Below are 25,344 nucleotides of genomic sequence, written 5' to 3' on the forward strand. Positions count from 1 at the left end.
AAATGTTCCGTATACTTTCGAATGGAACATGGGAAATGGGGGATGGATCATGAACAATCATTACGATGTGATCGTGGTCGGCGCCGGGCCGGCCGGCATTTTCACTTGCTACGAACTGACGCTCAAACTCCCTGGAGCGAACGTGCTCTTAATCGATAAAGGGCACGATATCTATAAACGCAATTGTCCGATTTTGCAAAGAAAAATTGAAAAGTGTCCGCCGCCGGCCGGCAAAAAAGACTATGCCGGCTGCGTGCCGGCCTGTTCGATCACGAATGGATTCGGCGGAGCGGGGGCGTATTCGGACGGCAAATTCAATATCACGAGCGAATTCGGCGGCTGGATGACCGACTATTTGCCGGCTTCGACCGTACTTGAGCTCATCCGCTATGTCGATGAGATCAACTTGAAGCACGGAGCGACGACATCGATCACCGACCCGATGACGGATAAAGTGAAAGAGATCGAGCGGCGCGCCTATGCGGCCGGGCTGAAGCTATTGCGCGCGTACGTCCGCCATTTGGGTACAGAGAAAAATTTGGAAATTTTGAAAAGCATTTTTGAATATTTGCGCGAGCGGATTGCGATGCGCTTTACAACGGAAGTGGATGATATCGTGACCGAGCGGACGGAGAGCGGCCATCGAGTGAAAGGCGTTGTGCTGAAAAACGGAGAAACGTTGACAGCGGAAAAAGTCGTCATCGCTCCGGGGCGCGATGGCTCGGTTTGGCTGAGCAAAATCTTGCGCAAGCGCCGTTTGCGGATGATCAACAATCAGGTTGACATCGGAGTGCGCGTGGAAACATCGAACATCGTCATGCAAGAAATTAACGAACATCTGTATGAAGGGAAATTCATTTTCAACACGTCGGTTGGGACGCAAGTGCGCACGTTTTGCAGCAACCCGTCCGGACATGTCGTCGTCGAAAACCATTCCGGCATCATGCTCGCCAACGGCCATGCGTACAAAGATCCAAAGCTCGGCAGCAACAACACGAACTTTGCCCTTCTTGTTTCACATAAGTTTTCCGATCCGTTTGACAAGCCGAACGAATACGCCCATGAAATTTCTCGGCTGGCGAACGCCTTGTCCAACGGCGGCATCATCGTGCAAAAATACGGCGACATTTTAAAAGGACGGCGATCGACGGAAAAGCGGATCAAAGAAGGGTTCATCGAACCGACGCTAAAAGAAGCGGTGCCGGGCGATTTAGGCCTCGTTTTGCCGTACAACACGATGAAAAGCTTGATCGAAATGACGGAGGCGCTCAACCACGTCACTCCGGGGCTTGCCTCTGAGCATACGCTCTTTTATGGGGTGGAAGCGAAGTTTTATTCGGCGCGTCCGAAACTGAACGACCGCTTTGAAACCGAAATCGCCGGGCTGTATGTCGGCGGCGACGGCGCCGGCGTTACGCGCGGCCTTGCGCAGGCGAGCGCCTGCGGCGTCTGGATCGCCCGCGACATCGTCGAGAAATTGACGCATTAGGTGAGGAACCGAGGGCAGGCCCCTTCAAACGGGGGCCTGTTTTTTTGCTGTCTGCCTGGGGACGGATTAAAAAGTAAACTGAAATGAAAATATAGTTGACAAATATGCGGCTGGTCCGTTACGATAAATGTAATGATATGGAAAGGGGAGAGGAGAGATGGCAAACTGGCTGGTGTTGGCCGAGCAAGTGTTGGGAGGCCACGAGCTGACCGATGAGGAAGCATTGGCGATATTGGATTGTCCGGATGAGGAGTTGCTCCTTTTGCTGCAAGGGGCGTACCGGATTCGCTCCGCCTATTATGGAAACAAAGTGAAGCTGAACATGATCATCAACGCCAAATCCGGCCTCTGTCCGGAAAACTGCGGCTACTGTTCGCAGTCCGCCGTATCGACGGCGCCGGTGAAAACGTATAAAATGGTCGACAAAGAGACGTTGTTGCGCGGCGCGGAAGAAGCACACCGTTTGCGCATTGGGACGTACTGCATCGTCGCCAGCGGCCGGGGGCCGAGCGATAAAGAGATCGACACCGTTGTGTCCGCGGTCAAGGAAATTAAAGAGCGGTTCGGGCTGAAAGTGTGCGCCTGCCTTGGGATCTTAAAGCCGGAGCAGGCGGCGCGGCTGAAAGAGGCGGGGGTGGATCGCTACAATCATAACATCAACACATCGAAGCAGCACCATCCGAACATTACGACGTCCCATACATACGACGATCGGGTGCGGACGGTGGAAACGGTGAAAGAAGCTGGTCTTTCGCCTTGTTCCGGCGTCATCATCGGCATGAAAGAAACGAAGCGGGATGTCGTCGATATGGCGCGCAGTTTGCGGGCGCTTGACGCCGATTCCATTCCAGTCAACTTTTTGCATGCGATCGACGGCACGCCGCTGGCTGGCACGAACGAATTAAACCCGCGTTACTGTTTGAAGGTGCTGGCCCTTTTTCGCTATATGAATCCAACCAAAGAAATCCGCATCGCCGGCGGGCGAGAAGTGAATTTGCGCTCACTTCAGCCGCTTGGCCTGTATGCCGCCAACTCGATTTTTGTCGGCGACTATTTGACGACCGCCGGGCAAGAAAAGTCAGCCGATTATCAAATGCTTGAGGATCTTGGGTTTGAAATCGAATTTGCCCCGGTTCCGCAAGCCGGAGTCGTATCATGAACGATGCCGCCGGAAGATGGCGGCTTTTTGTATGTGCGCTCACCGAGGACAAGACCTAGCGAAGCGGGAGGCATGGGAGGCGCCATGCGGTTTCAGATGGGACGCCACGATGGCGCATCGCAAGCCTTGGCGAGAAGCGGAGCGCATGATAAGACGGTGGACTTGGCCTGCCTATGCTCTGACGAGAAAAGCGGATTGAACCCCTATTGCGCCGTTTGACGCGCTTTTTTGGCATGAAAAGCCAACCCGACGCGTACGATGGGAATACAAGCTGCGAAAAAAGGCTTCACAAACAGCCAAAAGCTCATTATAATAGCAACAAAAGGAAAGGAAGAGGATGGGGGACATGGCAAAGTCATTCTACCGTTACTTGCTGCGCTTCCGCCATGGACACCAGGAAGATCCGGTCGTCCGGTTTGCGAACGGAGCGTATGAAGACCACAGCTTTCCAAAAGGGTCGACGGACTATGAAGAACTGAGCGGCTATTTGGAGCTTAACGGTGACTATTTGGAAAGTATGGTTGTGTTTGATGAGCTATGGGAGCAATTTTTGCATGAAGCGTAACTAAGGGAGCGTTCCCATTTCATAAATTGGGAGCGCTTTCAAATAGCTTTTTTCCGCGCGGTTGCAGGTGTCCACCCTTCTCTGCATGCATATACTATACTAACTATTTGTTCCAAAGGGTGGAGATGCCAATGAGCGCGCCGAAACGCCCGAAATTTTCCGTCGGCGACATCGTCGTCAATACATTGTACGGAACGGTCGGAACGATCACCGATATTCAGCAGATTGACGGTGTGTTTTTATACGAAATCAACCATGGCCATAGCTTGTTTGCCGAGCAAGCGCTCATTTTATTGTCTGAGTTTGTGGGTGATTTATGGATCGCGGAAGAGATTGAAATTGAGTTGCCGTTTTTCCTCGGCGAAATTGTCCGCGTCCGCGATTATGGCGGCCATTTGTTCAAAATTGTCGGGGTGCGGACAGAAATTTACCGCTACTACGGGGAAGGATGGGAAGAGACGATTTACGAATTGAAACGGCTGACGGATGGCTGGGAGATTGAAGTCCATTTGGAAGACATCATTCCGCTTGCCGACGGAGAGGAGACGTCCGTCACGCTCGTGCAAGATATTGTCATCGCCGCGCCGGTGAAAGCGTCGCTTCTATTGCCGCCGGCCGACAGCGGAGAGAAAGGGCCGTCGGTCGACGAGCTCCTTGACATGTACAACGATTATAAAGCGTTATATGAATGGTTCGGCGATGAACAGTACCAACGGATGATGGAAACAGTTGTAAAACGTTTGCGGACAATCGCCAATCACCAGGATAGAAATTGATAAAGAATAAAAAGAAAATAAGGAATGCCGGCGAAAATGACGATCGCGCCCAATCCATTGACAACTGTTTCCATCATTTTATCGATCGCAGTGAATTTGTCCATTTTGTCCGCCTCCGTGTTTTTTGTTTTGTTGGTACATATGTATGGGGGAGACTGAAAAAATAGTACAACATGATTTTTGACATAAAACGGAAGGCGGCGACATACAACATTACAAAGGGGGCGAGATGCGGTGAAGGAAATTGAAGTGATTATCGATACGGAAGAAATCGCTGAGTTTTTTTACCAAGAACTCATCCGCCGCGGCTTTGTGCCAACGCAAGAGGAGCTTGAGGAGCTCGCGGATATTACGTTTGACTATTTGCTTGAAAAATGCATCATCGATGAAGAGATTGACATCGATGGGGAGTAGTCCTCGTCGTTTTATGATGAAGTTGATTTGGCCGCCGCGATGGCGGCTGTTTTCATCATGACCAAATGCCGCTCGTAGCGGCTGGTCATGTCGCCCGAGGCCGGAAGCGGGAGCGTTTCAAGCGCCTGCATGATCGCCTCATCGGTGAACCAATCGCGATGATCGTGGAACGGGTGCGCAAGATCCGGCCAAGCTTCCTCAAGGCGGGGGCTGTAAAAGCGGTGCCCATCAGGCGTTTCAGCGAACGATTGCGGCCAGAAGTCGGCGCGTGAGCCGCTGTGGGGGACGCAGCGGGCAAAGCGGCAGGCGCCGCGAAACAGCCGGGCGTCAAACAGCAGCAGACTGTACAGCGTTTTGCCGATATGGATGCGGTGGTGGACGTCGGCGAAATCGCGCACGGTCGTTCCGGCAAGCGCTACGCGGCGGCCTTTGGCATATGGGATGAGCACATCGTTGAACCCGAGCCATTGCTCGACAATAAACGGCCAGCTTGACAGCACGCGGGTGCGGAAAAACGGATGTTCGATGACGCGAAGCTGGATGTACTGCTGCTCGTTGATGATCAGAGCAACCGTAAGAAGCGCGGCATTCCCCGTTTCCCAAAAATGTTCCCACATCGGCTTCATAAACGAAGACACCGCTAGCGCCGGCAACAAATGAAACAGCGGCGTCTCCCTCCGTTTGCTTTCTTCGTACAGCAGAAGCTGCGGATAGGCATCATGAAAAATGAGGGCATTGGCGCGCTCCAAAAACAAAAAAAGGGGTGCAATGATTTGTTCCGGCAGCAAAAACGGAAGAAGGCCGCCGCGCAAATCAGTCATGTTCCAACCGCCGTTGCGCGAGACGAGATGGGCTAAAAACGCCCAATGAATTTCCCGATGGCGCTCAAAAAACGCTAAGTAGGCGGCGGTGCGCGTCACGTTGTTGCGGTTATGTTCCGCTGTTTTCCGGCGAATGGCGGCAACAATGCCCTTTTCTTCCGCGCTGAGCGGTCCGTCAGTCGGGACAGTTGTGCGGGCGGCCATCCGGCGAAGCAGGCCGTCATCGGCGAGGCGGACCGGATGGCGGTACAAAAAGGAGCGGTAGGCATACTGAAGCGGATGGCGCAGCCAAGCGAACGGGCGAGTCGGCATCAGGCTGTCTCTCCTTTGCATCATTTGTGGACTTTTGCCAGAAGACCGCGATCGTTTCGACAAAAGGAGTGCTCGTTTGCTGAAGGAATCGACACGCCAAATCACCAAATAAGTATAATACACGTTTGTCTCGGCTCCGAAGACGATTCGCGATCGAATTCGACATCAACCATAGTATGGGGCGCGGAGGGCCGATTTATTGGGAGAAGGGAGAGGAAAACAATGGTTCGTTTATGGGGGAAACGGATGTGGATGACAAAACGTGCATATGAGGCGGTCGTTTTTCAAACACTGCGCTTTGGGGAAACGAAAGGCTACCGGCAAGTGTGCCGCATGACGGTGACGGCGGCCGGACATGATGAAGTGCTGGCGGTGTTGTATCGGATGTTTAATGTCGCCGATCTGATGCCGAAAAACTGTCAAGCTCGATTTATGCGGACTGGGGACGTTGTGCTGATCGATGAAGGGCGGAAAGGACAGACGTACTATCGCCTTTGTCCAGACGGATGGAAACAAGTGGAACGACAGCTCATCTGTTGACCGAATATTCAAAAATATAGTCGCCAGCAAGAGCTAGAGATGATATAATATGAATAAAGCCCCCTTGTTTCGGGAACGGATAAGAAAGGAAAGGGGGCGGACTTGATGGAACATGACGAACGGCGGCGCGACATGCCGACGGTGGCCCCGGGCATCGACGACGATGAGGAGCTGAATGAAAGAGCGACAAAAGAGGAAATTGAACGCGGGGAATATACAAAAGTCGTCACGCTTGCTTGGGACGAATCCGAGCCGTCGGAACCGCGATAGAAACCCTTGTATCGCACAAGGGTTTCTGCGGTTTGTCACGATTCTGGATTGTCGTGATGGCCCGGACCGTTTTTCCGGCCGCCGGCGGCGGAATATTCTTTGGCATGCGCCTCATCTTCAGCGATCAATGCTTCTTTTGGAATATGGTTGTTCTTTTTCTGCCCGTTAATGCGGTTGCGGTGTTTTTTGCCCATCGTTTTCCCTCCTTGAACCGTCGTTGTCGTTAGTGTATGCGGTCTGGCGGCGGTTCATCGACGGAAAATGTTTGCAGGCGGCATCATGCGGCGGGCGCAGGAGAAAAGAGGGAAGGGGGCGAAACGATGGCCGCACTGGCGCTGTCGCTGCTCTTGTGCGTCGTCTCGATTGCGGCATTGCTTTGGGTCAAAGGGCAAGTTGAGCGACTCTTGTTCCGCTGGAGAAGCGTGCCCCTTCTCCATGCGGTCAACGTCGTCATCATCGCTGCCATCGTTGCTGACATGTACTATCGGCTCAGCGGCATCGACGTGTACTTGCGCGATTTGGCCGATATCAACGGTTTTTGGTATGTCTTTGCCGGCGCGATGCAGCTCGTCTTTCCACTGTATTTGTTTTCCTGTTGGCTTGTCGCCAGGCGGCGCGAGCGCGAGAAAAAATATACGCGCAGCAAAGACAAAAAGGTGCTGTATATCAATGAGCGGTATTTGGCGCGCCGCCATCGCAGCGATTACCGCCGATCCAAAACATCATAAAAGAGAGCGGCTCCCCCGCAAACGACTCACCCACCTACGCGAGTGCATAGGGGGAGCTTTCAGCGATTTGCATATGTGCCAAACGACAAGCCGCACAAGGACCCTTTCCGCTTCCCTTCGTTTCGAAGGTGCCCGTTTGAACAACATGTGATTCGATCCGACAGCGATTGCCGGCCAACATTCATCTCCCACATGGACGGGTGCTCGTGCACCTTCACGTTTCGAAGTGGGAGACTTCTTTCGGAATGATGTTAGAATTTGGTCTTTTCCTTTTTCGATGTGGACGGCTGATTGTTTGATTTGGACGATGGATTGGTTTTGTTGGCGTATTCCACCGCTTGTTCGAGTTTCTTTTTCATCGGTCTTTTCCTCCTTTCTCCTCGGGCAGGCACACATAGTATGCCCGTTCGCCGCCTCGGCTACTCGAAGGAAGACTGCCATTTTCCGCAAACATATGATATGATAGACGAGGGCATGGCCCGACAACGATCGTTCAAACCAAAGGAGGAATCCCATTGAGCGTACATATCGGAGCGAAGACAGGGGAGATCGCGGAGCGCATTTTGCTGCCGGGTGATCCGCTGCGCGCCAAATACATTGCCGAAACGTTTCTGGAAGGAGCGGTATGCTACAACGAAGTGCGCGGCATGCTCGGATTTACCGGGACGTATAAAGGGGAGCGCATTTCCGTGCAAGGGACCGGCATGGGCGTGCCGTCCATTTCGATTTATGTGAACGAACTGATCCAAAGCTACGGCGTAAAGACGCTCATCCGCGTCGGAACGTGCGGAGCGATTCAGCCGGATGTGCGCGTCCGCGACGTCATTTTGGCGATGAGCGCGTCGACCGATTCCAACATGAACCGGCTCATTTTCCGCGGCCGCGATTATGCGCCAACCGCCGATTTCCATCTGCTGCGGACGGCGTATGAAGTAGGTGTGGAAAAAGGGCTGGCGCTAAAAGTCGGCAATGTGTTCACCGCCGACATGTTTTACAATGATGAACCGAATTGGGAAACGTGGGCGCGCTACGGTGTATTGGCCGTCGAGATGGAAACGGCGGCGCTCTATACGCTGGCGGCGAAATTCGGCTGCCGGGCGCTGTCGGTGCTGACGGTCAGCGACCATATTCTCACCGGAGAAGAAACAACGGCTGAGGAGCGGCAAATGACGTTTAACGAGATGATTGAAGTGGCGCTTGAAGCGGCGATCCGCAATGGCGCGTGATTGGGATGCCGGGCGCTTGGGCCTGGGAAAACAGAAAAGGAGAAGGAACATGAACCAGCGATGGCAAGCGGCGATGTTGGTATGCCTGCTGCTCGCCGGCTGCCAAACAGGGGAGAGCGGCAGCAACGGTGCGGCCGGCCCGTCCGGCCAGCCGCCGGAAAGCGCGGTGCACCCAAGCGATTATCAGCAGGGGAAAACGAGCCAGAGCCCCGTCGATCCCGATTTGCAGCTTGAGGCGAAATATTGGAACATCGTCAAGGTGCAAAACGGACAAAAAGTGATTCAAAACCCTGACAACATTTTGGTGCTCGTCAATAAAGAACAGTCGCTCCCGCCTGGCTATAAGCCGGCGGACTTGGTCGTGCCGCGCGTGCCGTTTGTGTGTGCTGACCCGAACGCGGAAAAACGGCATATGCGGGCCGAAGCGGCCGCGGCGCTTGAGGAGATGTTTGCCGCCGCACGCCGCGATGGCATTGAGCTGGTGGCCGTGTCCGCTTATCGTTCATACGAGCGGCAGCAGGTGATTTTTGCTGAAGAAGTGCGGCAAAAAGGGAAGGAAAAAGCGGTTCAAGCGGTCGCTCACCCAGGGCAGAGCGAGCATCAGACAGGGCTGGCGGTCGATATCAGCAGCCGCTCGGCCGGCTGTCAGCTGACCCAATCGTTCGGGGCGACAAAAGAAGGGCAATGGGTAGCCGCCCATGCGCACGAGTACGGATTCATCATCCGCTACCCGAAAGGAAAGGAAGCGGTGACCGGCTACAAGTATGAGCCGTGGCATCTCCGCTATGTTGGGCGGAAGGCGGCCGCGGTGATCAAAAAGCGCGGCTTGACGCTTGAAGAATATTTCAAAGTAGTGAAAAAAGTGTGAAAACGGCGTCTCGTCGAGGACGCCGTTTTTCTTGCCAGCTATGGTTCGCAGCAAAAGACGCAATAGCCAAGACGGTCGCCGAATTGAGCTGTCAACTGTTGGTGCATCTGCCACATGCTCGCCATCTCCGGTGTCGGCGGAAGGGCGATGACGATGGGTGCCCCAAGGCTTGGCGCTTCGGCCGCAGCCGCGTAGGAAAACTGGCGGCAGCCAAAGCCGCTTTGTTCGAGCACTTCTTTCCACTCCGCTGATGTCATTAGCTGACGGAAGCCGTAAAAGGCGGCGATTTGCTTTTGCTCGGCGGCGGTCAGCCGCTCATGACACGCTTCAATGCCGACGAATAGGCCATCGTTTTTGAGCACGCGGCGGATTTCGGAGAGCGCGTTTGGCAATGAAACGAAAGCAAGCACCGATTCAGAAAGCGCAAGGTCAAACGTCCCGGCGGGAAACGGGAGCGCTTCGACCGAGGCGCGATGCAAACGGACTGAGACCGCCTTGGAGGCAAAACGCTGTTTCGCCTTGGCAATCATCGTCGGGTGGATGTCGATGGCGGTGACGTTGGCCCCGTACTGTTCGGCGATATAAGCCGCCGTCTGTCCGGTGCCGCAGCCGACGTCAAGCACGGATGTCGAACGGTCGATCTTAAGTTTACGTAAGATTTGTTTTGTTAACTCAAAACCGCCTGGGTGAGCGCCATCGATCCCCATGTCCGCCAACCAGTCTAAATATGCAGACATCTGTTCCTCTCCTTTTTTTGTTTCGACTTGGTTTATCATACGCAAATGCGCTCGATTTTGCCTTTAGACAAAAAAATTTGCTTGTCCCTATTCTTATGAAAAAAGGAAATTTTCTTGCTGTAGACCCAACCGGCTTCAAGCTGGTACACTGATACGTGCAAGAATGAGATGGCTAGGTTGGTGAAGAAAGTGGATCGAAAACAAGGAGCCGAGGCGGGCGCACTGCTGAGCATTTTCGTCTATCTTCTCCTTTCGACCGGCAAGCTGTTGGCTGGGGCGGTGTTCGGCTCGGATGCGGTGGAAGCGGACGGTTGGAATAATTTGAGTGATATTATCGCTTCCTCGGCAGTCTATATCGGCATGAAAATCGCTAAAAAACCGCGTGATTGCAACCACCCGTACGGACATTCGCGGGCGGAGAACATCTCCTCGCTGTTGGCCGCTTTTTTGATGATGTCCATTGGCATTGACGTGATCACAAGCGGCATCCGCTCGCTGTTCGGCAAGGAAAAGGCAGCGGCTCCTGACGTTTTAGCGGCTGTGGTTGCGCTCGCCTCGGCGGCCGTTATGATTGGCGTTTATGCAATCAATCGCCGGCTGGCGCGGCGGACGAACAGCATGGCGCTGGCGGCCGTGGCGAAAGACAATTTATCGGATGCGCTGGTGAGCATTGGCGCCGCCATTGGCATCGCCGGCGCGCGGCTTGGGTGGCCATGGCTTGATCCGCTGGCGGCGCTTGTTATCGGGGCGATGATTGGCAAGACGGCGTGGGAGGTGTTTATGGAGACGGCGCATACGCTCACCGACGGTTTTGATGAACAGCAGCTCGCCGTTTATAAAGACGAAATCGCGGCGGTGAGCGGCGTGCGCGATGTCGCTGACATTAAAGCGCGCATGTTAGGCAACGACATTGTGCTGGAAGTGACGATCCGCGTTGACTCGCATTTGACGGTGGCAAAAAGTCATGAAATCGCTGATGAAGTCGAGCGTTTGATGCGAAACCGGCATAACATTCGGGCGACGCACGTCCATGTGGAACCGGAAGCGGTGCGCTGACTGGCTTCGGGCGCATTGGCGGGCGGACGCGGCGAGGCGCCTAGACAGCGAATGACTTGTCGGGATGTGACGCTTTGCAGCCGGGATGCAGCCGGGAGAAGCTGCTTGTCGCCAACAGCGAGCGGATGCGGCCAAACCGTTGCCGCTGACTTGTTTTTGGCGGCGGGAGGGGAGTAGTTTTGCGGCAAACAGCAAACAATACAATTAAAATCGTTTGCATGGAAAGGACGTCAGTCTATGGCGATCGAGCATAACTTTCGTTTGACGGTTGACGGAACGTACAAACGCCATGCGCCGGCAGGCAGCCAGTCGTGTTGGCTTCATTTCACCGCCGCCGCCAAGCCGGATTTGGAGCAGCTTCTTTCTTCGCTGTCCATTCACCCTCTCGCCCAACAGCGGCTGATGAACGGGACAGATATTCCCACGTTTGACGAATACGAAGGATGTTTCTTCTTATCGCTGTTTATCGTTCGTCCGTCCGGCCGGACAGTGAACGTTCGTTTGCTGGCCGGCAGCCAATATATGATCAGCTATATGGATGAAAACGATCCGCTTGTTGATCAAGTGAAAGAACGTTTGTTGAACCATCGCGGTCAGGCGCTGTATCCTGGGTACGTGCTGTATCACTTTTTAGACTTGGCCGCCATCCGTTTTTTGCAAGTCATCGATCAGATCGCTGACCGCATTCAGACGCTTGAACGGCAAGTGTTTGCGACCCCGTTTGCCAACGAAATCGGGCGCGAGATTTATCGGATGAAAACACATCTTCATGAGCTGCGCCAAATCGCCGAGGCGCAGGAAGAAGCGATCAAAATGATCCGCCACGCTGATTTGCCGTATATCAATCAAGAGACGAATCCGTATATCGAGGAAGTGGCGTCGCGATTCTCACGCGTGCCCGCCGCGCTCGACGCGTTTAAGGAATCATTGTCCGCCATTTTCGATTTGCAACTGTCGCTCAAATCAGATCATATGAACGTCATTATGAAGACATTGACATTGGTGAGCGTCATATTTTTGCCGATGACGTTTATCGCCGGTGTATACGGCATGAATTTTGCGTTTATGCCAGAGCTGAAATGGAGATACGGCTACCCGTTTGCCTTGTTGCTCATGGCAACCGTTGCTATGCTCATCGCCCTCTATTTTAAGCGAAAAGGTTGGTGGGGAGAGACGGGGACGAAAGAAAAATAGGCGTTTTTCTAGAAGGTCGGTGATTTAACGGAGAAAACGCTCCAGCAAGGAGCTTTCGCCAATGGATCAACGGCTCTTCCGTGCGTTCGTGGACCAATCTTTTTGAAGAAAACGCGGTTTTTCACCAATCTTCTAGAAATTTGGGCATTCGCCCGGCCGTTTGGGCGGGCGGGCGCATATGATGGCCCTGTGAACCGATGAAGGAGGTGCCCGCCGTGAGCGGTTTTGTCAACAGCGGTTATACGGTCGTCATCGTCCTGTTCATTTTACTGATTATTGTTGGCTGTGCCTGTGTCGCTTGATGAGCGAAAAAATAAGAAAGGACGGCGGTCAAACGGGCCGCGAAGGGGGCGGGTGCTCATATTCAGCTGCGCCCCTTCTCCATTGGGCAACCGCGTCGAGCGATGCGGGTGAGTGTTTTGATGGATAAAGTGAAGCGGCGGCGGTATAATGAAACAGAAATGATCATGGAAAAGGAGAAGACGACGTGGGGCATTGGAGCGAAGAAAAGCAAGGCATCTTGTATACGGCTGCTTCGTACTTGCTGTGGGGAGTATTGCCGCTGTACTGGAAGCTGCTAGAGGCGCGCCCGGCGCTTGAGATTTTGGCGCACCGCATCGTGTGGTCGTTCGTGTTTATGGCCATCCTTCTGGCAGCGAATGGGCAGCTTGGCGCCTTCCGCCGGGAGCTTCGGGCGATGCGCCGTAAGCCGGCTAAGGCATGGGGGATCGCCGCTGCTGCCGTGCTCATCAGCGCCAACTGGTTTGTCTACATATGGGCGGTGAATCATCATCATGTCGTTGAAACGAGCCTCGGCTATTATATCAACCCGCTTGTCAGCGTGGCGCTTGGGACGATCGTATTGCGCGAGCGGTTGAGCGTTGGGCAGTGGGCCGCTGTTTTTCTTGCCGCCGCCGGCGTGGCGGCGATGACGGCGGAATATGGCGCGTTTCCGTGGGTCGCCATATCGCTCGCGTTGACGTTCGGGTTTTACGGCTTAGTGAAAAAACTGGCCAGCGTTGACTCGTCCATTGGCTTGACGCTTGAAACAATGGCCGTCATGCCGCTTTCAGCCGTTTACTTATTATGTGTGTACAACGAAACGCCAGCCCTCGTCAAGACGGCCGAATGGTGGCAATGGGCGCTGTTGGCTGGAGCCGGGCCAGCGACGGCCGTGCCGCTTTTGTATTTCGCCAAAGGGGCGAAGCGTGTGTCAATGACAACACTTGGTTTTTTGCAATACATTTCGCCGACGATCAGCCTTCTCCTTGGCGTCTTTTTGTTCGGCGAGCCGTTTACGAAAGCGCATTTTTATGCGTTTAGCTGCATCTGGACGGCGCTTATTTTGTTTTCCGCTGTTCAAATCAAGCAAGCGCCGGGGCGGAAAAAATGGAAGCGAAACTCGCTCGGAGCATAACATCGGTCCGCGGATGGACCGTTTTTTTTTACGTTGCGGCAAATACCCATTTTTGCCGAAACATCTAACCATTTCCTCGGCTTCTGAATAGTCTACTAGTACAAAAACGAAGGAGGTGCTGGCAAATGGGTGCAGCTTACGGCGGCGGATTCGCGTTGATCGTCGTTCTGTTCATCTTGTTGATTATTGTCGGATGTGCATGTATCGGTGGTTGGGTGTACTGATGCCTCTTACTTGCTAGCAAGGAGGTGACGAATATGCCATATGGCTTTTATGGCGGCTGGGGCTGGGGCGGCTATGGCTTCGGTTATCCGGGTTACGGCGGCTACGGCTACGGCTTTGTGCTGATCGTCGTTTTGTTTATTTTGCTCATTATCGTCGGGGCAACATGGTGCTAGGCGGATGATGGGCATGCGGGGGGAGACGGCCGGGCAACGGCTGTTTCCCCCGCTTTTTTTGTGAACAGGCAGGAACAACGAAAGGAAGTGGAGAAATCATAAACGATGAGAAAATGGAAAGCATATGGAGGACGGGGAAATGACACATATTGCAAAAGACATCGTCGCGACGTTTTCGATCGTCGCGTTCGATCCGGCGACCGGGGAGCTTGGCATCGCTGTTCAATCGAAATTTTTAGGCGTTGGTGCGGTTGTTCCGTGGGCGAAAGCGGGCGTCGGAGCGGTGGCGACGCAATCGTACGCCAACACGTCGTACGGACCGCGCGGCCTCGAATGGATGGCAAAAGGGAAATCGGCGCAAGAAACGCTTGAGTTGCTCGTTGCCGATGACAGTGAGCGCGATTTGCGCCAAGTCGGCATCGTGGATGCGAAAGGACGGGCGGCGACGTTCACCGGGAAAAAATGTTACCCGTGGGCCGGGGGCATCACCGGGCCGAACTATGCGGCTCAAGGCAATATTTTAGCCGGCGAGGAAACGGTGCTGGCAATGGGAAGGGCGTTTGAGCAGACAAAAGGTCCGCTCGCCGAGCGATTGTTAAAGGCGCTTCAAGCTGGTCAGGCAGCGGGGGGCGACCGCCGCGGGCAACAGTCGGCCGCCTTGCTTGTCGTGAAAGAAGGAGGGGGATATGGCGGCTACAATGACCGTTATATCGACTTGCGCGTCGATGATCACCCGCGGCCGATCGAGGAGCTTATTCGCTTGTATCAGTTGCGCCAGCTTTACTTTGAGAAACCGCGTCCCGAAAAAGTGGCAGCGATTGAAGGAACGGTAAAGGAAGAGGTGGCCGCCCACTTGGTCCGTCTCGGTTATTTGTCGAAAGAGCGCTCGGCGGATCGCGAGGCGCTTCATGAGGCGCTGACCGTGTATATACATACAGAAAATTTTGAGGAGCGCCAAGTGGAGAAAGGAAAAATCGACCTCGATGTATTACAGTATATGAAGCAGCAGCCGTCGCCTAACGAGGTCGGCTAAGGGAAACCGGCCTTGTCGACTGCATGATCCATCATGCTGCAACAAAAAGGATGTCCCTAGAACTGGGCGGGACATCCTTGTTTATCGACCGCTCCCTCTTAAAAGGCGCATGGCGCACGCCCGCTGTCATGTCTGCGCCAAACGGCCCGCAGGCGAAAGCTGAGAAACAGCGCGCCCGTTGCCAATCCGGCGATCAGGCCGATCCAATAGCCGAACGCCCCGGCGGTAGTCAGTAGAGCGAGCGCGCAGCCAAGCGGAAGCCCAACGCCCCAATAGGCGAGAAGAGCGGACCAAAAAACGGCGTTTACCTCTTTATAGCCCCGCAGCGCTCCTTGGATGGGAGCGGCGATGGCATCGGAAACTTGAAAGAAGATCGCATAGAGCAAAAACTTCCCTGTCAACGCCGCCACTGTCGGATCGTTTGTATACAGCCGGGCGACATGGCTGCGGAAGGCGGAAAGGAACAGCGCTGCTGCGGCGGCGACGGCCAAGGCGAGGGTGATGCCGATCAAGCAATATTGTTTGGCGGCTTCATAACGGTTGGCCCCGGCTTCAACGCCCACGGCGATCGTCAGCGCCATCGATAAGCTGAGTGGAATCATATACAACAGTGAAGCGAAGTTGAGGGCGCTTTGATGCGCGGCGACCGTTTCCGCGCCAAACCGGCCGACAAGCAGCGTCACAGCAGCGAAAATGCTCGTTTCAAAAAAGATGGCCGACCCGATCGGCACCCCGGTTTTCAGCAACTCTTTCCATGCGGCCCATGACGGACGGTAGAAACGGACGAGTACACGATAGGGAGCCAAGCGCCGAAATTTCAAAGCGGCAAAGGCAGCGGCCGCGAAGCAGTACGCATACGTGATCGCCGTCGCGTAACCAGTGCCGATGCCGCCAAGGCGCGGAAATCCGCCATGCCCGTAAATCAACAACCAGTTGAACAGCATATTGACCGGCAAGGCGGTGAGCGTAATCCACATCGTCACTTTCGTTTGCCCAAGCGCATCGATGAAATAGCGGAGCACAGAATAAAGAAACAGAGGGATGATCCCAAACGACAAGGCGCGCAAATAATGAAAGGCGATATGCCGAACGTTTTCATCCAAAGACATCTGTTTCAAGATAAACGGCACGGCAGCGGCGCCGATCAGGACAATGGCGACAGCAAGCGCGACAGCCAAGTAGAGCGCCTGGGCGACGGCGCGAGTGATCGAGTCATGCCGTCCGGCGCCGAAATGGTGTGAGACGATCGGGGACAGGGCGAGCAAAATGCCGCCGGCGCCGGTAAACACCGGCACCCATAGGCTTGAGCCGATCGCGACGCCGGCAAGATCTTCGGCGCTCGCATGACCGGACATGGCGACATCGACAAAGTTCATGGCATATTGACCGGTTTGCGAAACAAAAATGGGAAGAAACAAGGCGAACAGGCGCCGCCATTTGCCGTTGGGCGGAGCGGTCGTTGCCATAATGGCTCCTCCTTTTCTGTGATAAAGTGACACATTGTTCTAAATCATCAATCTCCCCACTTCCGAAGCTGGGATGGCCCCCTCTTCGGAAGCGATTTATGACGAAAGAAACGGCGGTTGGCTGCAAAGCGGAAATTCGATCAAAAAACATGTGCCGTGCGCGTCGCTTTGCACTTTCATCGTCCCGCGATGCAGTTCGACGATTTTTTTCGATAATGACAGGCCGAGCCCAGTTCCCGTTTCCTTCGTTGAAAAAAACGGATCGAAAACATGGTCGATGACCGACGGCGGAATGCCGGGCCCATCGTCGCAGAAGCGAAGCTGAACGAGATGGTTGATTTTTCGGCTGCAGATCGACACCCTCATCGTTTTCGCCACTTTTGCTTCCACGGCGTTGCGAAATAAGTTTAAAAACACTTGCAAAAGCTGGCTGCGGTCGCCGTTCATTTCGTAATCGTCAAGCTGGTCATCAAGGTCAAAATGGACGTCGACGTTATGCAATAGCGCTTCGCTTTGCAATAGGACGCCGACATCGTCGCGCAAAAAGCGGTGCAAGTTGAACGTCTCCATTTTGACGTCCGCCGGCTTGGCGATATTCAAAAAATCCGTGATAATGTCGTTCGCCCGGTCGAGCTCAGGAATTAAAAGCCGCTCAACGAGCGAGGCGATGCGATCCGGCAAGTCGCTTTTCAATAGTTGCAAATATCCGCGCACCGTCGTCAGCGGATTGCGGATTTCATGGGCGATGCCGGCGGCGATGCGGCCAGCGACCGCCAGCTTTTCTGTTTCTTTCATCATATTGAGCGACTGAAACATACTGATGACTCGTTTGATCGATCCGTCATCGTTGTAAATAAAACGGGTGTTGACGATCCCGTAAAATCGGTCGAGCACTTCGTAATTGTAAAGCGGCTCGCCTTTTTCAAGCGATTCGAGCGTCGCGATCAGCTCATCAGGGAGCTTCAGCAGCTCGCGAATATGTTTGCCGATGATGGCATCGCGATCCACGCCGGTGTCAACAGCCGCCTGCAAATTGCAAAGCGTGATGATCCCTTGAGCGTCGACAAAGACAATGTGGTGCGGAACGAGATCGAGCAACGGCGTCAAAAAGGCTTCCACTTTTTCAAACGGTACGTCGCGATGCAAGTCAATATCCCACTGCCATTTGGCTTCCTTTTCAAGGGACGGCGGAATGGTGCGAAGGTGCGGCCGGACGTCGCCGCGCTTTTTTTCGATGGCGATTCCACTTTCATAATCGGCAAAGGTGAACGGAAACGGAAGCTTTTCGATGAGCCGCTCATAAGCGCGCAGCTTTCGTTCGAGTTCTTCGATTTGCGATTGTACGAGTCGATCGTTCATCTTTCCAAACTCCTTAGCTGCACATTTCGTTTTTTATTTTACAAAAACCGCCCTCCGTTGGCTATGGCGGACATCCTGACGACATATGTTTCGCCGCCTTGGCGGACGCTTGTCATCGCCGTTGTCCACGCGGCAACATCCGGCGCTGTATAGTACAACTTTTTAGTCACAATCGCTTCATCCTTTCGTATTCCGAATGCTTTTCTTTCATATTAGCAAATTCCCTCGCGTTTGCCTATCGCCGATCTTTTTGGCCGCTTTTTCCCGTTGGCAATTGGCCAAATCTATAGAACAATGTTCTAAATAAACAATATTCACAAAAGAAAAAGAACAGACCGTAGACAGCTCTTCCCCTAGAAACACTCTGATGTTTTGGGACAAGTCCAACGTTCAAACGGTTTGACAAAGGAAGCGGGTTGCAGCGATGTTTGTTGAACATGATTTTATGCAACAAAACTATATGCTAAAAATAATCCAAAACCAACTAAAGAAAAGCAACATTTGTCGGTGATGAAATGTTTTGTATATAATAAAGCGGGGTGAACAAGAACCGGTCGCCCGATCGGAAAGGGTGGTTTGATGATGTTGACGTTAACAGACATTGAACAAGCGCGAGCGAAAATGAAAGGCATCGTCCACCAAACGCCGCTTGAGCATTCGCAGACGTTCAGCCGGCTGTCCGGCAATGACGTGTATATGAAACTGGAAAATTTGCAAAAAACAGGTTCGTTTAAGGTAAGAGGCTCATTCAATAAAATTATGTCGCTCACGGAAGAAGAGAGGGCGCGCGGCGTCATCGCCGCTTCGGCCGGCAACCACGCCCAAGGGGTCGCCTATGCGAGCGGCATGCTTCATATTCCGTGCACGATCGTCATGCCAAAAGGCGCGCCGCTCAGCAAAATTGAAGCGACGAAAAGCTACGGGGCGGAAGTCGTGCTGTACGGCGATGTGTTTGACGAGTCTTTGGAATATGCGTTAGAGTTGCAGCGCGAGCGGGGAATGACGTTTGTACACCCGTTTGACGACTTGGCGGTGATGGCTGGCCAAGGGACGATCGGCTTGGAGCTGATCGAGCAGCTTCCCGACGTCGATGTCGTTCTTTGTCCGGTCGGCGGCGGCGGCTTGTTGGCCGGCCTGGCGTTTACGTTAAAACAGCTGAAGCCATCGGTTGAAGTGTACGGCGTTGAGTCATCGGCTTGCCCAGGCATGACGGCAGCCATACGCCATAAACAGCCCGTCTCCATTGCCGCATCGAATACGATCGCCGATGGGATTGCCGTGAAAAAGCCGGGCAATATTACGTACCAATACATTGAGCAATACGTCGATGGCGTTGTGTGCGTGGAAGAGGCGGAAATTTCACGGACGATGCTGTATGTGCTCGAGCGGAACAAGCTGTTAATCGAAGGGGCGGCAGCTTGTCCGTTGGCGGCATTGTTGTATCAAAAGCTGCCGTTTCGCGGCAAAAAAGTCGCCGCTGTGCTAAGCGGCGGCAACGTCGATGTGACGCTCATTTCCCGCATTATTGAGCGGGGGCTTGTCGAAGCCGGGCGATTCGTTACGTTTACAACGGTCATCTCCGACAAGCCGGGCCAGTTGAACAAACTGCTTCGCATTATCGCCGAGCTCGAGGCGAATGTCATGTCGATTCATCATCAGCGCATCGGCGCTAAAGTGTTGCCGGGCCAGGCGGAAATTCACTTTTCGCTCGAGACAAAAAACGAAGACCATATTCAGCAAATCTACCAAGTGTTGTTGAAAGAAGGCTATGATGTACAGTTTTACCGATGAGCGTGCGATGGGAAAACGGTTTGTGTTTCGCCGCTGTCTGTTAAGCAAGCAATGGAAAAGCCGTCTTCGAAATCATGTTCACAGGGCTGCCAAATGAATACGAAACCATCATTTGCCCAACATAGCGGCTGTTCCTTATGACATGGGGGACAGCCGTTTTGTTTTGTCAATGCACGCGCGGCGCATCTTGCGGCCGCGTCGCGCCGAGGCCTTCGCGGGCCATTTTCGCTTTCAAGCTTTCCAGGACATACAAACCGAACATGCCAAGCAGCTCTTCATCAGTCATCTCACCGATCAGCTTGAGCACATCGCGGCGGTCGAGTTCATCCAAAATCGACATCGCCACCGCTTCGGCGTCTTCTTCATCTCCGGTCAGTCGATCTTTATAGTATTCGTACAGATCGTCAATAAACTTCATCGGCATCGTCGCCTCGCTTTTTTGAGAGCGGGCTTCCTCCTTTCTTTGCAGTTGGCCGATGCAGACTTAGGGGCATCGGCAGTCCTCTCGGTTTGACGCCACAAATGCCATTGGCAACAGGGATGATTCATAGTATAATGGAAAAAATATCATTCGAAAAGCGGGGGAATTCTATGATTCGCCGGTTAACGGCCGAAGACGATCAACAAGTATTTTCGTTTTTGCGGCAAGATCCGTCGTTCAATTTATTTATCATCGGCGATATTGAGTCGTTTGGCTATGACGCCGATTTCCAAGACGTTTGGGGGCAGTTTGACGATGCTGGCTCGCTGAAGGCGGTGCTGCTCCGTTATTACGATTCCTACATTCCGTATGCGCCTGGCGATTTTGATGCCGATGGCTTTGCTCGTCTCATCCGCGAGACAGCCCAATCATCGTCCATCCAGCTGTCCGGCAAGGCGGACATTGCCAGGCAGTTCGAAGAGCGGCTGCCGCTTGGGGAGAAGCGAACGCTTTACTTTTGCGAGTGTCGGACGGATGAATACGCCCGTCAAGAAATGGGGGCGTTCGCCGTCAAAAAAGCCGAATTGGCCGATGTCGACCGGATTCTCGACTTGCGGCGCCGCATTGTCGAATTTGAGACGAGGCCGTCGTCCCGCGATATGCTAGTAAAAGGGATGGAAACCAATTCAGCTAGAACGTACTACATTGAACAAGACGGCCGAATGGTGGCCGCGGCATCGACATCAGCGGAAAACTCATTGTCGGCGATGATCGTCGGCGTCTGCACGGATCAGGAGCATCGAGGGAAAGGGTATGCCAGCACCATCGTGGCGAAGCTCGTTTGCGATTTGCTCGCTGAAGGGAAGATGCCGTGCTTGTTTTATGACAATCCAGACGCCGGCCGCATTTACCATCGCCTTGGTTTTCGCGATATCGGATTGTGGGCGATGTACCGTTAGAAGGGCGGAAGTCCCGCCAGCTTGCTTGTGTACAAAAGCAGGCTGGCGGTTATTGTCCGTCTGCGCCGTTGGGCGTGCCGCGGCGAATGTGCTCGCCGCCGTGCTCCCGCATCGCTTTTGCCTTGTCGTTGACGAGCTGTTTTTGGTCAGCGATGGAAGAAGGTGTTTGTTTTTTGTTCGCCATATCGAATCACCTCAATGGAGACGATTTAGCGCGCTGAATGAACATGTCCGCATCTTCGATCAGCCCGCAGACGCCGCATTGGACGCGGTAGCTCGGGCCGCGGTATGGGAGATGGAACGGTTCGAGCGCTTCGTTTGTGTATTCGTGCTCGATGTCGCCGGTGTGCGGATCGAGCTTGACCGCACGCGGGTGCTGCTCAATGAGATGAAACCGCGTCCGGTTCGTTTTGCAGTTTGGGCATAGCATCGGTTCCAATGAAAGCCACCTCCGGTTTTTATCTTTTGGAAAAACGGCCGTGATTATGTATAGGTCATCTGTTTTGTTTCAGTTCGTGCGGCTAGGGGATAGGGCTCGCGCAGCCGATCGGACGATGTGCGGCGAAAGACGCCTCCATTTTTCGGGCGCCGGAACGATTTTTGTTGACAATGGCTGCAACTGTCGAGTATCTTAATAAACAAGAAGAAGATTTTGCTTTTTTCGAAATGTTTTACAGTTCAGGCGAAGGAGACTGTTATGGCAGAGAAACCGCTTCGAGACCGCATTATCGACACCGCTCTTCATTTGTTTGAGAAATATGGCTACCATGGCGTGACGGTCGACCGCATCGTCGCGGAAAGCGATACGTCGAAAGGCGGGTTTTACCATAATTTTAAATCAAAAGACGAGTTGCTTTACCATATTCATGACGTCTTTATTACGTATGCGCTGACAAAAGCGCAGGAGGCGTATGAGGGCTTCCCTACGCCGACCGAGCGCTTGTACGCCATCGTTCAGTCGTTTGTCAAAGTGTTTCATTTGTATAAACCACACATCACCGTGTTTTACCAGGAAAGCACGTACTTAAAACCGGAATACGCCGAACCGATCAATGAAAAGCGCGAAGAATTTAAACAAATTATTTTTCGCGTCATCCGCGAGGGAATCGAGGCCGGCGAGTTTCGTCCGGAGCTGTCGGTGGAGATTACTGGCATGTCCATTATCGGCATGGTCAACTGGACATACAAATGGTACAATCCGGATGGTCCGTTGTCAATTGAGGAGATCGCGGCGTATTTTGCCGATTTCATTTTGCATGCGGTGCTCCGCACACCAGAAAACCCAGCGGCGGCGCGGTTTTTGTTGCGGCCGGCCGCCGAATAAGTTGTTGATCGTATACAGACCAACTAGTCGGTTTTGAAAACGCTTCAAAAATCAAAACCGTTTACACTCGTTTTCTTACTAAAACCGACTAGTCGGTTCAAATGATAGAACATTTTCTATGGGGGAGAGGGACAGGATGAATTTTTCATTAACAAAAGAGCAACAAATGATTAAAGAAATGGTTCGCGACTTTGCTGAGAAGGAAATTGCCCCATACGCGGCGAAATGGGATGAAGAGGCGCATTTTCCGCTGGATGTCTTCCGCAAAATGGGCGAGTTGGGGCTATTGGGTTTGCCGTTTCCGGAAGAATACGGCGGCGCTGGAGGCGATACGATTTCGTATGCCATCGCCGTTGAGGAAATCGGCCGCGCCTGCGGCGGCACCGGGCTAAGCTATGCGGCCGCCGTGTCACTTGGGGCGAGTCCCATTTATTACTTTGGAACAGAGGAGCAGAAACAAAAATGGCTCGTGCCGATGGCCAAAGGAGAGACGCTTGGCGCTTTTGGGCTCACGGAGCCGAACGCCGGGTCCGATGCTGGGGGCACGCGCACAACAGCGGTGCTCGATGGCGATGAATATGTCATCAACGGCGAAAAATGCTGGATCACGAACGCCCAATACGCGCGGCAAGTCATTGTCACCGCCGTGACAGGCAAAGATGCGCGCGGCAAAAACATCATCACCGCTCTCATCGTGCCAACTGACTCCCCAGGATTTACGATCCGTTCGAATTACGACAAGATGGGCGTGCGCGCGTCCAATACGTGCGAGCTTGTTTTCGAGAACGTCCGCGTGCCGAAAGAAAACGTCTTGGGCGACCCTCAAAAAGGGTTTAAACAGTTTTTGTACACGCTTGATGGCGGCCGCATTTCCATCGCAGCTTTAGCCGTCGGCATCGCGCAAGCGGCGTTTGAGAAAGCGCTTCAATACGCGAAAGAACGCGTTCAGTTTGGCCAGCCGATTTCCAAGTTTCAAGCGATCCAGTTTAAGCTCGCTGACATGGCGATGGAAATTGAGCTTGCCCGCAATATGGTGTACAAGGCGGCTTGGTTGAAAGACCAAGGGAAACCGTTTACAAAAGAAGCATCGTTCGCCAAGCTGTTTGCGTCGGAAATGGGGTTCCGCGTCTGCAACCAGGCGATTCAAATTCACGGCGGATACGGCTATATGAAAGAGTACGGCGTTGAGCGCCATTTGCGGGATATCAAGCTCATGGAAATCGGCGAAGGCACATCAGAAATCCAACGGCTCGTCATCGCCCGCCAACTGGGATGCTAAAAGCGGAAATGCCTGCATATCCATAACAATGAATTCGGACAAAGGGGAGGAAACGGCCGATGTTGACGGTGACGGTGGGGAAATTGTTGGAAGAGCGAGCCAGGCAATATGCGGATCGCGAGGCGGTCGTGTATGCCGACCGCGGCTTGCGTCTGACGTATCGGCAGTTTAACGACTATTGCCGCCTCGTTGCGCGCGGGTTGATGCGGCTTGGCATCGAAAAAGGGGAGCATGTCGCCATTTGGGCGACGAACGTCCCGGAATGGATCGCCTGCCAGTTTGCGACCGGCAAAATGGGAGCGGTGCTCGTTACGGTCAATACGAACTACCGCGCGGCGGAGCTTGAGTATTTGCTTCGGCAGTCCGACTCGACGACGCTCTTTTTGATTGAGCAATATCGCGACTCGTCGTATATCGATATTTTATATGAAATCGTTCCCGAGCTGCGCACGTCGGCGCCCGGACAGCTGCAATCGAAACGGCTGCCGAAGTTGAAAAACGTGATCTTTCTTGGCGACAAACGGCACCCGGGCATGTTTACATGGAACGACATCTTGGCGATGGCGCACGACGTATCGGAAGAAGAACTCGATGAACGGATGGAGAGCCTCGACCCGCACGATGTGATCAACATGCAATACACGTCCGGGACGACTGGATTCCCGAAAGGGGTGATGTTGACGCATTACAACATCGTCAACAACGCCCACCAAGTGGCGCAATGCATGGGACTTGGCGAAGGCGATCGATTGTGCATTCCGGTGCCGTTTTTCCATTGCTTCGGCTGCGTCATGAGCACGCTTGCATGCGTGACGGTCGGGGCGACGATGGTGCCGGTTGTGGAGTTCCATCCGAAGCGGGTTCTCGAGACGGTGGAAGCGGAGCGGTGCACGGCGCTTCACGGCGTGCCGACGATGTTCATCGCCGAGCTCAACGACCCGGATTTTGCCAAATACGATTTGTCGTCGCTGCGCACGGGCATTATGGCCGGTTCTCCTTGCCCGGTCGAAGTGATGAAGGCGGTCATCGAGAAAATGGGGATGAAAGACATTACGATCGCCTACGGGCAGACGGAAGCGTCCCCAGTCATCACGCAAACGCGCACCGACGATCCGCTTGAGCTGCGTGTCGAAACGGTTGGCCGCGCCTTGCCGGGCGTGGAAGTGAAAATCGTTGAGCCGGGCACGAACAAGGAAGTGCCGCGGGGTGTGCAAGGGGAACTGTGCACGCGCGGCTATCATGTCATGAAAGGGTATTACAACAATCCGGAAGCGACAAATGAAGCGATCGACCAAGACGGCTGGCTGCATACCGGCGATTTGGCGACGATGGATGAAAACGGTTACTGCCGCATCACCGGCCGGCTGAAAGATATGATCATCCGCGGCGGGGAGAACATTTATCCGCGCGAAATCGAAGAGTTTTTGTACAAACATCCGAAAATTTTGGACGTTCAAGTCGTCGGCGTGCCGGATGAGGTATACGGTGAAGAAGTGATGGCGTGGATCATCTTAAAAGACGGCGAAACGGCGACCGCTGAGGAGATTCGCGAGTTTTGCCGCGGCAACATTTCCCGGCATAAAATCCCGCGTTATATCGAATTTACCGACTCGTACCCGATGACGGCATCTGGGAAAATTCAGAAATTCAAATTGCGGGAAATGGCGAAACAGCGCCTCGGCTTAACAACCTAAGCCTAAACCGCCGCGCCGGGCGGACGAACCGTCCGGCGCCGGCACCTG

The 25,344-nt window shown here is 53.7% G+C and carries 32 protein-coding genes; 22 read left to right on the forward strand and 10 right to left on the reverse strand.

The window, feature by feature from the left end; all coding sequences use genetic code 11:
- Positions 1-49: 49 nt before the first annotated feature.
- From GT3570_RS07580 to GT3570_RS07595, 4 genes are all read left to right on the forward strand, one after another.
- Positions 50-1,489 carry an NAD(P)/FAD-dependent oxidoreductase gene (locus GT3570_RS07580; protein WP_062898595.1) on the forward strand — a complete coding sequence of 480 codons (1,440 nt, stop codon included), beginning with the start codon at positions 50-52 and terminating at the stop codon, positions 1,487-1,489.
- Between the two features lie 157 nt (positions 1,490-1,646).
- The gene (bioB, locus tag GT3570_RS07585) at positions 1,647-2,648 is read left to right on the forward strand and encodes a biotin synthase BioB (RefSeq protein ID WP_023634524.1); all 1,002 of its coding nucleotides are present in this window, start codon (positions 1,647-1,649) and stop codon (positions 2,646-2,648) included.
- A 346-nt stretch (positions 2,649-2,994) separates the two neighbouring features.
- A complete protein-coding gene (locus GT3570_RS07590) occupies positions 2,995-3,213 on the forward strand; it encodes a YozE family protein (protein ID WP_011231067.1) in 219 nt (72 codons plus the stop codon).
- Positions 3,214-3,344: 131 nt separating this feature from the next.
- Positions 3,345-3,989, forward strand: a complete 645-nt coding sequence (locus tag GT3570_RS07595) for a hypothetical protein (RefSeq protein ID WP_011231068.1) — start codon at positions 3,345-3,347, stop codon at positions 3,987-3,989.
- Here GT3570_RS07595 and GT3570_RS19065 read toward each other — a convergent pair.
- The gene (locus tag GT3570_RS19065; RefSeq protein ID WP_013145441.1) at positions 3,971-4,093 is read right to left on the reverse strand and encodes a hypothetical protein; all 123 of its coding nucleotides are present in this window, start codon (positions 4,091-4,093) and stop codon (positions 3,971-3,973) included. The two genes, GT3570_RS07595 and GT3570_RS19065, sit on opposite strands and share 19 nt — an antisense overlap.
- Before the next feature lie 130 nt (positions 4,094-4,223).
- Between GT3570_RS19065 and GT3570_RS07600 the strand changes: the two genes are divergently transcribed.
- Positions 4,224-4,403: a YozD family protein gene (locus tag GT3570_RS07600; RefSeq protein ID WP_011231069.1), complete on the forward strand. Its 180-nt coding sequence runs from the start codon at positions 4,224-4,226 to the stop codon at positions 4,401-4,403.
- Between the two features lie 11 nt (positions 4,404-4,414).
- Here the strand turns inward: GT3570_RS07600 and GT3570_RS07605 are convergent, their stop codons facing one another.
- Complete coding sequence (locus GT3570_RS07605) at positions 4,415-5,536, reverse strand: DUF2515 domain-containing protein (protein ID WP_011231070.1); 1,122 nt, start codon at positions 5,534-5,536, stop codon at positions 4,415-4,417.
- 222 nt (positions 5,537-5,758) lie between these two features.
- On the opposite strand from GT3570_RS07605, the gene GT3570_RS07610 reads away from it, so the two are divergent.
- Both GT3570_RS07610 and GT3570_RS18705 read left to right on the forward strand, forming a co-directional pair.
- Positions 5,759-6,076 carry a hypothetical protein gene (locus GT3570_RS07610; protein WP_062898596.1) on the forward strand — a complete coding sequence of 106 codons (318 nt, stop codon included), beginning with the start codon at positions 5,759-5,761 and terminating at the stop codon, positions 6,074-6,076.
- Positions 6,077-6,181: 105 nt separating this feature from the next.
- Positions 6,182-6,346: a hypothetical protein gene (locus tag GT3570_RS18705; RefSeq protein WP_011231072.1), complete on the forward strand. Its 165-nt coding sequence runs from the start codon at positions 6,182-6,184 to the stop codon at positions 6,344-6,346.
- Positions 6,347-6,381: 35 nt separating this feature from the next.
- Here the strand turns inward: GT3570_RS18705 and GT3570_RS18710 are convergent, their stop codons facing one another.
- Positions 6,382-6,540, reverse strand: a complete 159-nt coding sequence (locus GT3570_RS18710; RefSeq protein WP_008879283.1) for a hypothetical protein — start codon at positions 6,538-6,540, stop codon at positions 6,382-6,384.
- Positions 6,541-6,666: 126 nt separating this feature from the next.
- Here GT3570_RS18710 and GT3570_RS07615 point away from each other — a divergent pair, with 126 nt between their 5' ends.
- The 3 genes from GT3570_RS07615 (at position 6,667) to GT3570_RS07625 (ending at position 9,168) form a co-directional block, all read left to right on the forward strand.
- Positions 6,667-7,074, forward strand: coding sequence for a hypothetical protein (locus tag GT3570_RS07615; RefSeq protein WP_011231073.1), 408 nt, complete (start codon positions 6,667-6,669; stop codon positions 7,072-7,074).
- A gap of 515 nt (positions 7,075-7,589) precedes the next feature.
- The gene (gene deoD / locus GT3570_RS07620; protein WP_011231075.1) at positions 7,590-8,300 is read left to right on the forward strand and encodes a purine-nucleoside phosphorylase; all 711 of its coding nucleotides are present in this window, start codon (positions 7,590-7,592) and stop codon (positions 8,298-8,300) included.
- 49 nt (positions 8,301-8,349) lie between these two features.
- Complete coding sequence (locus GT3570_RS07625; RefSeq protein WP_042379500.1) at positions 8,350-9,168, forward strand: M15 family metallopeptidase; 819 nt, start codon at positions 8,350-8,352, stop codon at positions 9,166-9,168.
- Between the two features lie 38 nt (positions 9,169-9,206).
- Here GT3570_RS07625 and GT3570_RS07630 read toward each other — a convergent pair whose 3' ends face one another.
- Positions 9,207-9,905, reverse strand: a complete 699-nt coding sequence (locus GT3570_RS07630) for a class I SAM-dependent methyltransferase (protein WP_062898597.1) — start codon at positions 9,903-9,905, stop codon at positions 9,207-9,209.
- Positions 9,906-10,073: 168 nt separating this feature from the next.
- On the opposite strand from GT3570_RS07630, the gene GT3570_RS07635 reads away from it, so the two are divergent.
- The 7 genes from GT3570_RS07635 (at position 10,074) to GT3570_RS07650 (ending at position 15,003) form a co-directional block, all read left to right on the forward strand.
- Positions 10,074-10,961 (forward strand): cation diffusion facilitator family transporter, encoded by an 888-nt coding sequence (locus GT3570_RS07635; RefSeq protein WP_031213137.1) that lies wholly within the window; start codon positions 10,074-10,076, stop codon positions 10,959-10,961.
- A gap of 237 nt (positions 10,962-11,198) precedes the next feature.
- Positions 11,199-12,155: a magnesium/cobalt transporter CorA gene (gene corA, locus GT3570_RS07640; protein ID WP_011231079.1), complete on the forward strand. Its 957-nt coding sequence runs from the start codon at positions 11,199-11,201 to the stop codon at positions 12,153-12,155.
- Positions 12,156-12,352: 197 nt separating this feature from the next.
- Entirely contained in the window at positions 12,353-12,457 is a 105-nt protein-coding gene (locus tag GT3570_RS17880; protein ID WP_013145431.1) for a YjcZ family sporulation protein, read from the forward strand.
- A 185-nt stretch (positions 12,458-12,642) separates the two neighbouring features.
- Positions 12,643-13,572, forward strand: coding sequence for an EamA family transporter RarD (gene rarD / locus GT3570_RS07645; protein WP_011231080.1), 930 nt, complete (start codon positions 12,643-12,645; stop codon positions 13,570-13,572).
- 125 nt (positions 13,573-13,697) lie between these two features.
- Positions 13,698-13,796, forward strand: a complete 99-nt coding sequence (locus tag GT3570_RS17885; protein WP_011231081.1) for a YjcZ family sporulation protein — start codon at positions 13,698-13,700, stop codon at positions 13,794-13,796.
- 33 nt (positions 13,797-13,829) lie between these two features.
- Positions 13,830-13,970 (forward strand): YjcZ family sporulation protein, encoded by a 141-nt coding sequence (locus tag GT3570_RS17890; RefSeq protein WP_011231082.1) that lies wholly within the window; start codon positions 13,830-13,832, stop codon positions 13,968-13,970.
- A gap of 139 nt (positions 13,971-14,109) precedes the next feature.
- Positions 14,110-15,003, forward strand: a complete 894-nt coding sequence (locus tag GT3570_RS07650; protein WP_011231083.1) for a DUF1028 domain-containing protein — start codon at positions 14,110-14,112, stop codon at positions 15,001-15,003.
- A 98-nt stretch (positions 15,004-15,101) separates the two neighbouring features.
- On the opposite strand, the gene GT3570_RS07655 is transcribed toward GT3570_RS07650, so the two are convergent.
- From GT3570_RS07655 to GT3570_RS07665, 3 genes are all read right to left on the reverse strand, one after another.
- Positions 15,102-16,469, reverse strand: a complete 1,368-nt coding sequence (locus GT3570_RS07655) for an MATE family efflux transporter (RefSeq protein ID WP_062898598.1) — start codon at positions 16,467-16,469, stop codon at positions 15,102-15,104.
- A 96-nt stretch (positions 16,470-16,565) separates the two neighbouring features.
- Entirely contained in the window at positions 16,566-17,828 is a 1,263-nt protein-coding gene (locus tag GT3570_RS07660) for a two-component system sensor histidine kinase NtrB (RefSeq protein ID WP_011231085.1), read from the reverse strand.
- Between the two features lie 38 nt (positions 17,829-17,866).
- A complete protein-coding gene (locus GT3570_RS07665; RefSeq protein ID WP_014195711.1) occupies positions 17,867-17,998 on the reverse strand; it encodes a hypothetical protein in 132 nt (43 codons plus the stop codon).
- Between the two features lie 412 nt (positions 17,999-18,410).
- Here GT3570_RS07665 and ilvA point away from each other — a divergent pair, with 412 nt between their 5' ends.
- Entirely contained in the window at positions 18,411-19,619 is a 1,209-nt protein-coding gene (gene ilvA, locus GT3570_RS07670; RefSeq protein ID WP_062899095.1) for a threonine ammonia-lyase, read from the forward strand.
- Positions 19,620-19,785: 166 nt separating this feature from the next.
- Here the strand turns inward: ilvA and GT3570_RS07675 are convergent, their stop codons facing one another.
- Entirely contained in the window at positions 19,786-20,043 is a 258-nt protein-coding gene (locus GT3570_RS07675) for a DUF6154 family protein (RefSeq protein ID WP_023634448.1), read from the reverse strand.
- Between the two features lie 167 nt (positions 20,044-20,210).
- Here GT3570_RS07675 and GT3570_RS07680 point away from each other — a divergent pair, with 167 nt between their 5' ends.
- Positions 20,211-20,999 (forward strand): GNAT family N-acetyltransferase, encoded by a 789-nt coding sequence (locus GT3570_RS07680; RefSeq protein WP_062898599.1) that lies wholly within the window; start codon positions 20,211-20,213, stop codon positions 20,997-20,999.
- Between the two features lie 49 nt (positions 21,000-21,048).
- Here the strand turns inward: GT3570_RS07680 and GT3570_RS19070 are convergent, their stop codons facing one another.
- Together GT3570_RS19070 and GT3570_RS07685 are read right to left on the reverse strand one after the other, a co-directional pair.
- On the reverse strand, positions 21,049-21,183 hold the full coding sequence (locus GT3570_RS19070; protein ID WP_020755515.1) for a hypothetical protein: 135 nt from the start codon (positions 21,181-21,183) through the stop codon (positions 21,049-21,051).
- 6 nt (positions 21,184-21,189) lie between these two features.
- Positions 21,190-21,438: a hypothetical protein gene (locus GT3570_RS07685; protein WP_013145420.1), complete on the reverse strand. Its 249-nt coding sequence runs from the start codon at positions 21,436-21,438 to the stop codon at positions 21,190-21,192.
- A 258-nt stretch (positions 21,439-21,696) separates the two neighbouring features.
- On the opposite strand from GT3570_RS07685, the gene GT3570_RS07690 reads away from it, so the two are divergent.
- From GT3570_RS07690 to GT3570_RS07700, 3 genes are all read left to right on the forward strand, one after another.
- Positions 21,697-22,323, forward strand: a complete 627-nt coding sequence (locus GT3570_RS07690; protein ID WP_011231091.1) for a TetR/AcrR family transcriptional regulator — start codon at positions 21,697-21,699, stop codon at positions 22,321-22,323.
- 136 nt (positions 22,324-22,459) lie between these two features.
- Complete coding sequence (locus tag GT3570_RS07695) at positions 22,460-23,602, forward strand: acyl-CoA dehydrogenase (protein ID WP_011231092.1); 1,143 nt, start codon at positions 22,460-22,462, stop codon at positions 23,600-23,602.
- A gap of 59 nt (positions 23,603-23,661) precedes the next feature.
- Entirely contained in the window at positions 23,662-25,296 is a 1,635-nt protein-coding gene (locus GT3570_RS07700) for an AMP-binding protein (RefSeq protein WP_023634451.1), read from the forward strand.
- The last annotated feature ends 48 nt before the right edge of the window (positions 25,297-25,344 follow it).

The organism is Geobacillus thermoleovorans (assembly GCF_001610955.1).
In the GTDB taxonomy this organism is placed as follows: Bacteria; Bacillota; Bacilli; order Bacillales; family Anoxybacillaceae; genus Geobacillus; species Geobacillus thermoleovorans.

Excerpts from the sequence above, each read along its gene's own strand:
- GT3570_RS07580 (WP_062898595.1), top strand. The coding sequence starts at position 50 with ATGAACAATCATTACGATGTGATCGTGGTCGGCGCCGGGCCGGCCGGC.
- bioB (WP_023634524.1), top strand. The coding sequence starts at position 1,647 with ATGGCAAACTGGCTGGTGTTGGCCGAGCAAGTGTTGGGAGGCCACGAG.
- GT3570_RS07590 (WP_011231067.1), top strand. The coding sequence starts at position 2,995 with ATGGCAAAGTCATTCTACCGTTACTTGCTGCGCTTCCGCCATGGACAC.
- GT3570_RS07595 (WP_011231068.1), top strand. The coding sequence starts at position 3,345 with ATGAGCGCGCCGAAACGCCCGAAATTTTCCGTCGGCGACATCGTCGTC.
- GT3570_RS19065 (WP_013145441.1), bottom strand. The coding sequence starts at position 4,093 with ATGGACAAATTCACTGCGATCGATAAAATGATGGAAACAGTTGTCAAT.
- GT3570_RS07605 (WP_011231070.1), bottom strand. The coding sequence starts at position 5,536 with ATGCCGACTCGCCCGTTCGCTTGGCTGCGCCATCCGCTTCAGTATGCC.
- GT3570_RS07610 (WP_062898596.1), top strand. The coding sequence starts at position 5,759 with ATGGTTCGTTTATGGGGGAAACGGATGTGGATGACAAAACGTGCATAT.
- GT3570_RS18705 (WP_011231072.1), top strand. The coding sequence starts at position 6,182 with ATGGAACATGACGAACGGCGGCGCGACATGCCGACGGTGGCCCCGGGC.
- GT3570_RS18710 (WP_008879283.1), bottom strand. The coding sequence starts at position 6,540 with ATGGGCAAAAAACACCGCAACCGCATTAACGGGCAGAAAAAGAACAAC.
- GT3570_RS07615 (WP_011231073.1), top strand. The coding sequence starts at position 6,667 with ATGGCCGCACTGGCGCTGTCGCTGCTCTTGTGCGTCGTCTCGATTGCG.
- GT3570_RS07625 (WP_042379500.1), top strand. The coding sequence starts at position 8,350 with ATGAACCAGCGATGGCAAGCGGCGATGTTGGTATGCCTGCTGCTCGCC.
- GT3570_RS07630 (WP_062898597.1), bottom strand. The coding sequence starts at position 9,905 with ATGTCTGCATATTTAGACTGGTTGGCGGACATGGGGATCGATGGCGCT.
- GT3570_RS07635 (WP_031213137.1), top strand. The coding sequence starts at position 10,074 with ATGGCTAGGTTGGTGAAGAAAGTGGATCGAAAACAAGGAGCCGAGGCG.
- corA (WP_011231079.1), top strand. The coding sequence starts at position 11,199 with ATGGCGATCGAGCATAACTTTCGTTTGACGGTTGACGGAACGTACAAA.
- GT3570_RS17880 (WP_013145431.1), top strand. The coding sequence starts at position 12,353 with ATGAAGGAGGTGCCCGCCGTGAGCGGTTTTGTCAACAGCGGTTATACG.
- GT3570_RS17885 (WP_011231081.1), top strand. The coding sequence starts at position 13,698 with ATGGGTGCAGCTTACGGCGGCGGATTCGCGTTGATCGTCGTTCTGTTC.
- GT3570_RS17890 (WP_011231082.1), top strand. The coding sequence starts at position 13,830 with ATGCCATATGGCTTTTATGGCGGCTGGGGCTGGGGCGGCTATGGCTTC.
- GT3570_RS07650 (WP_011231083.1), top strand. The coding sequence starts at position 14,110 with ATGACACATATTGCAAAAGACATCGTCGCGACGTTTTCGATCGTCGCG.
- GT3570_RS07655 (WP_062898598.1), bottom strand. The coding sequence starts at position 16,469 with ATGGCAACGACCGCTCCGCCCAACGGCAAATGGCGGCGCCTGTTCGCC.
- GT3570_RS07660 (WP_011231085.1), bottom strand. The coding sequence starts at position 17,828 with ATGAACGATCGACTCGTACAATCGCAAATCGAAGAACTCGAACGAAAG.
- ilvA (WP_062899095.1), top strand. The coding sequence starts at position 18,411 with ATGTTGACGTTAACAGACATTGAACAAGCGCGAGCGAAAATGAAAGGC.
- GT3570_RS07675 (WP_023634448.1), bottom strand. The coding sequence starts at position 20,043 with ATGCCGATGAAGTTTATTGACGATCTGTACGAATACTATAAAGATCGA.
- GT3570_RS07680 (WP_062898599.1), top strand. The coding sequence starts at position 20,211 with ATGATTCGCCGGTTAACGGCCGAAGACGATCAACAAGTATTTTCGTTT.
- GT3570_RS19070 (WP_020755515.1), bottom strand. The coding sequence starts at position 21,183 with ATGGCGAACAAAAAACAAACACCTTCTTCCATCGCTGACCAAAAACAG.
- GT3570_RS07690 (WP_011231091.1), top strand. The coding sequence starts at position 21,697 with ATGGCAGAGAAACCGCTTCGAGACCGCATTATCGACACCGCTCTTCAT.
- GT3570_RS07695 (WP_011231092.1), top strand. The coding sequence starts at position 22,460 with ATGAATTTTTCATTAACAAAAGAGCAACAAATGATTAAAGAAATGGTT.
- GT3570_RS07700 (WP_023634451.1), top strand. The coding sequence starts at position 23,662 with ATGTTGACGGTGACGGTGGGGAAATTGTTGGAAGAGCGAGCCAGGCAA.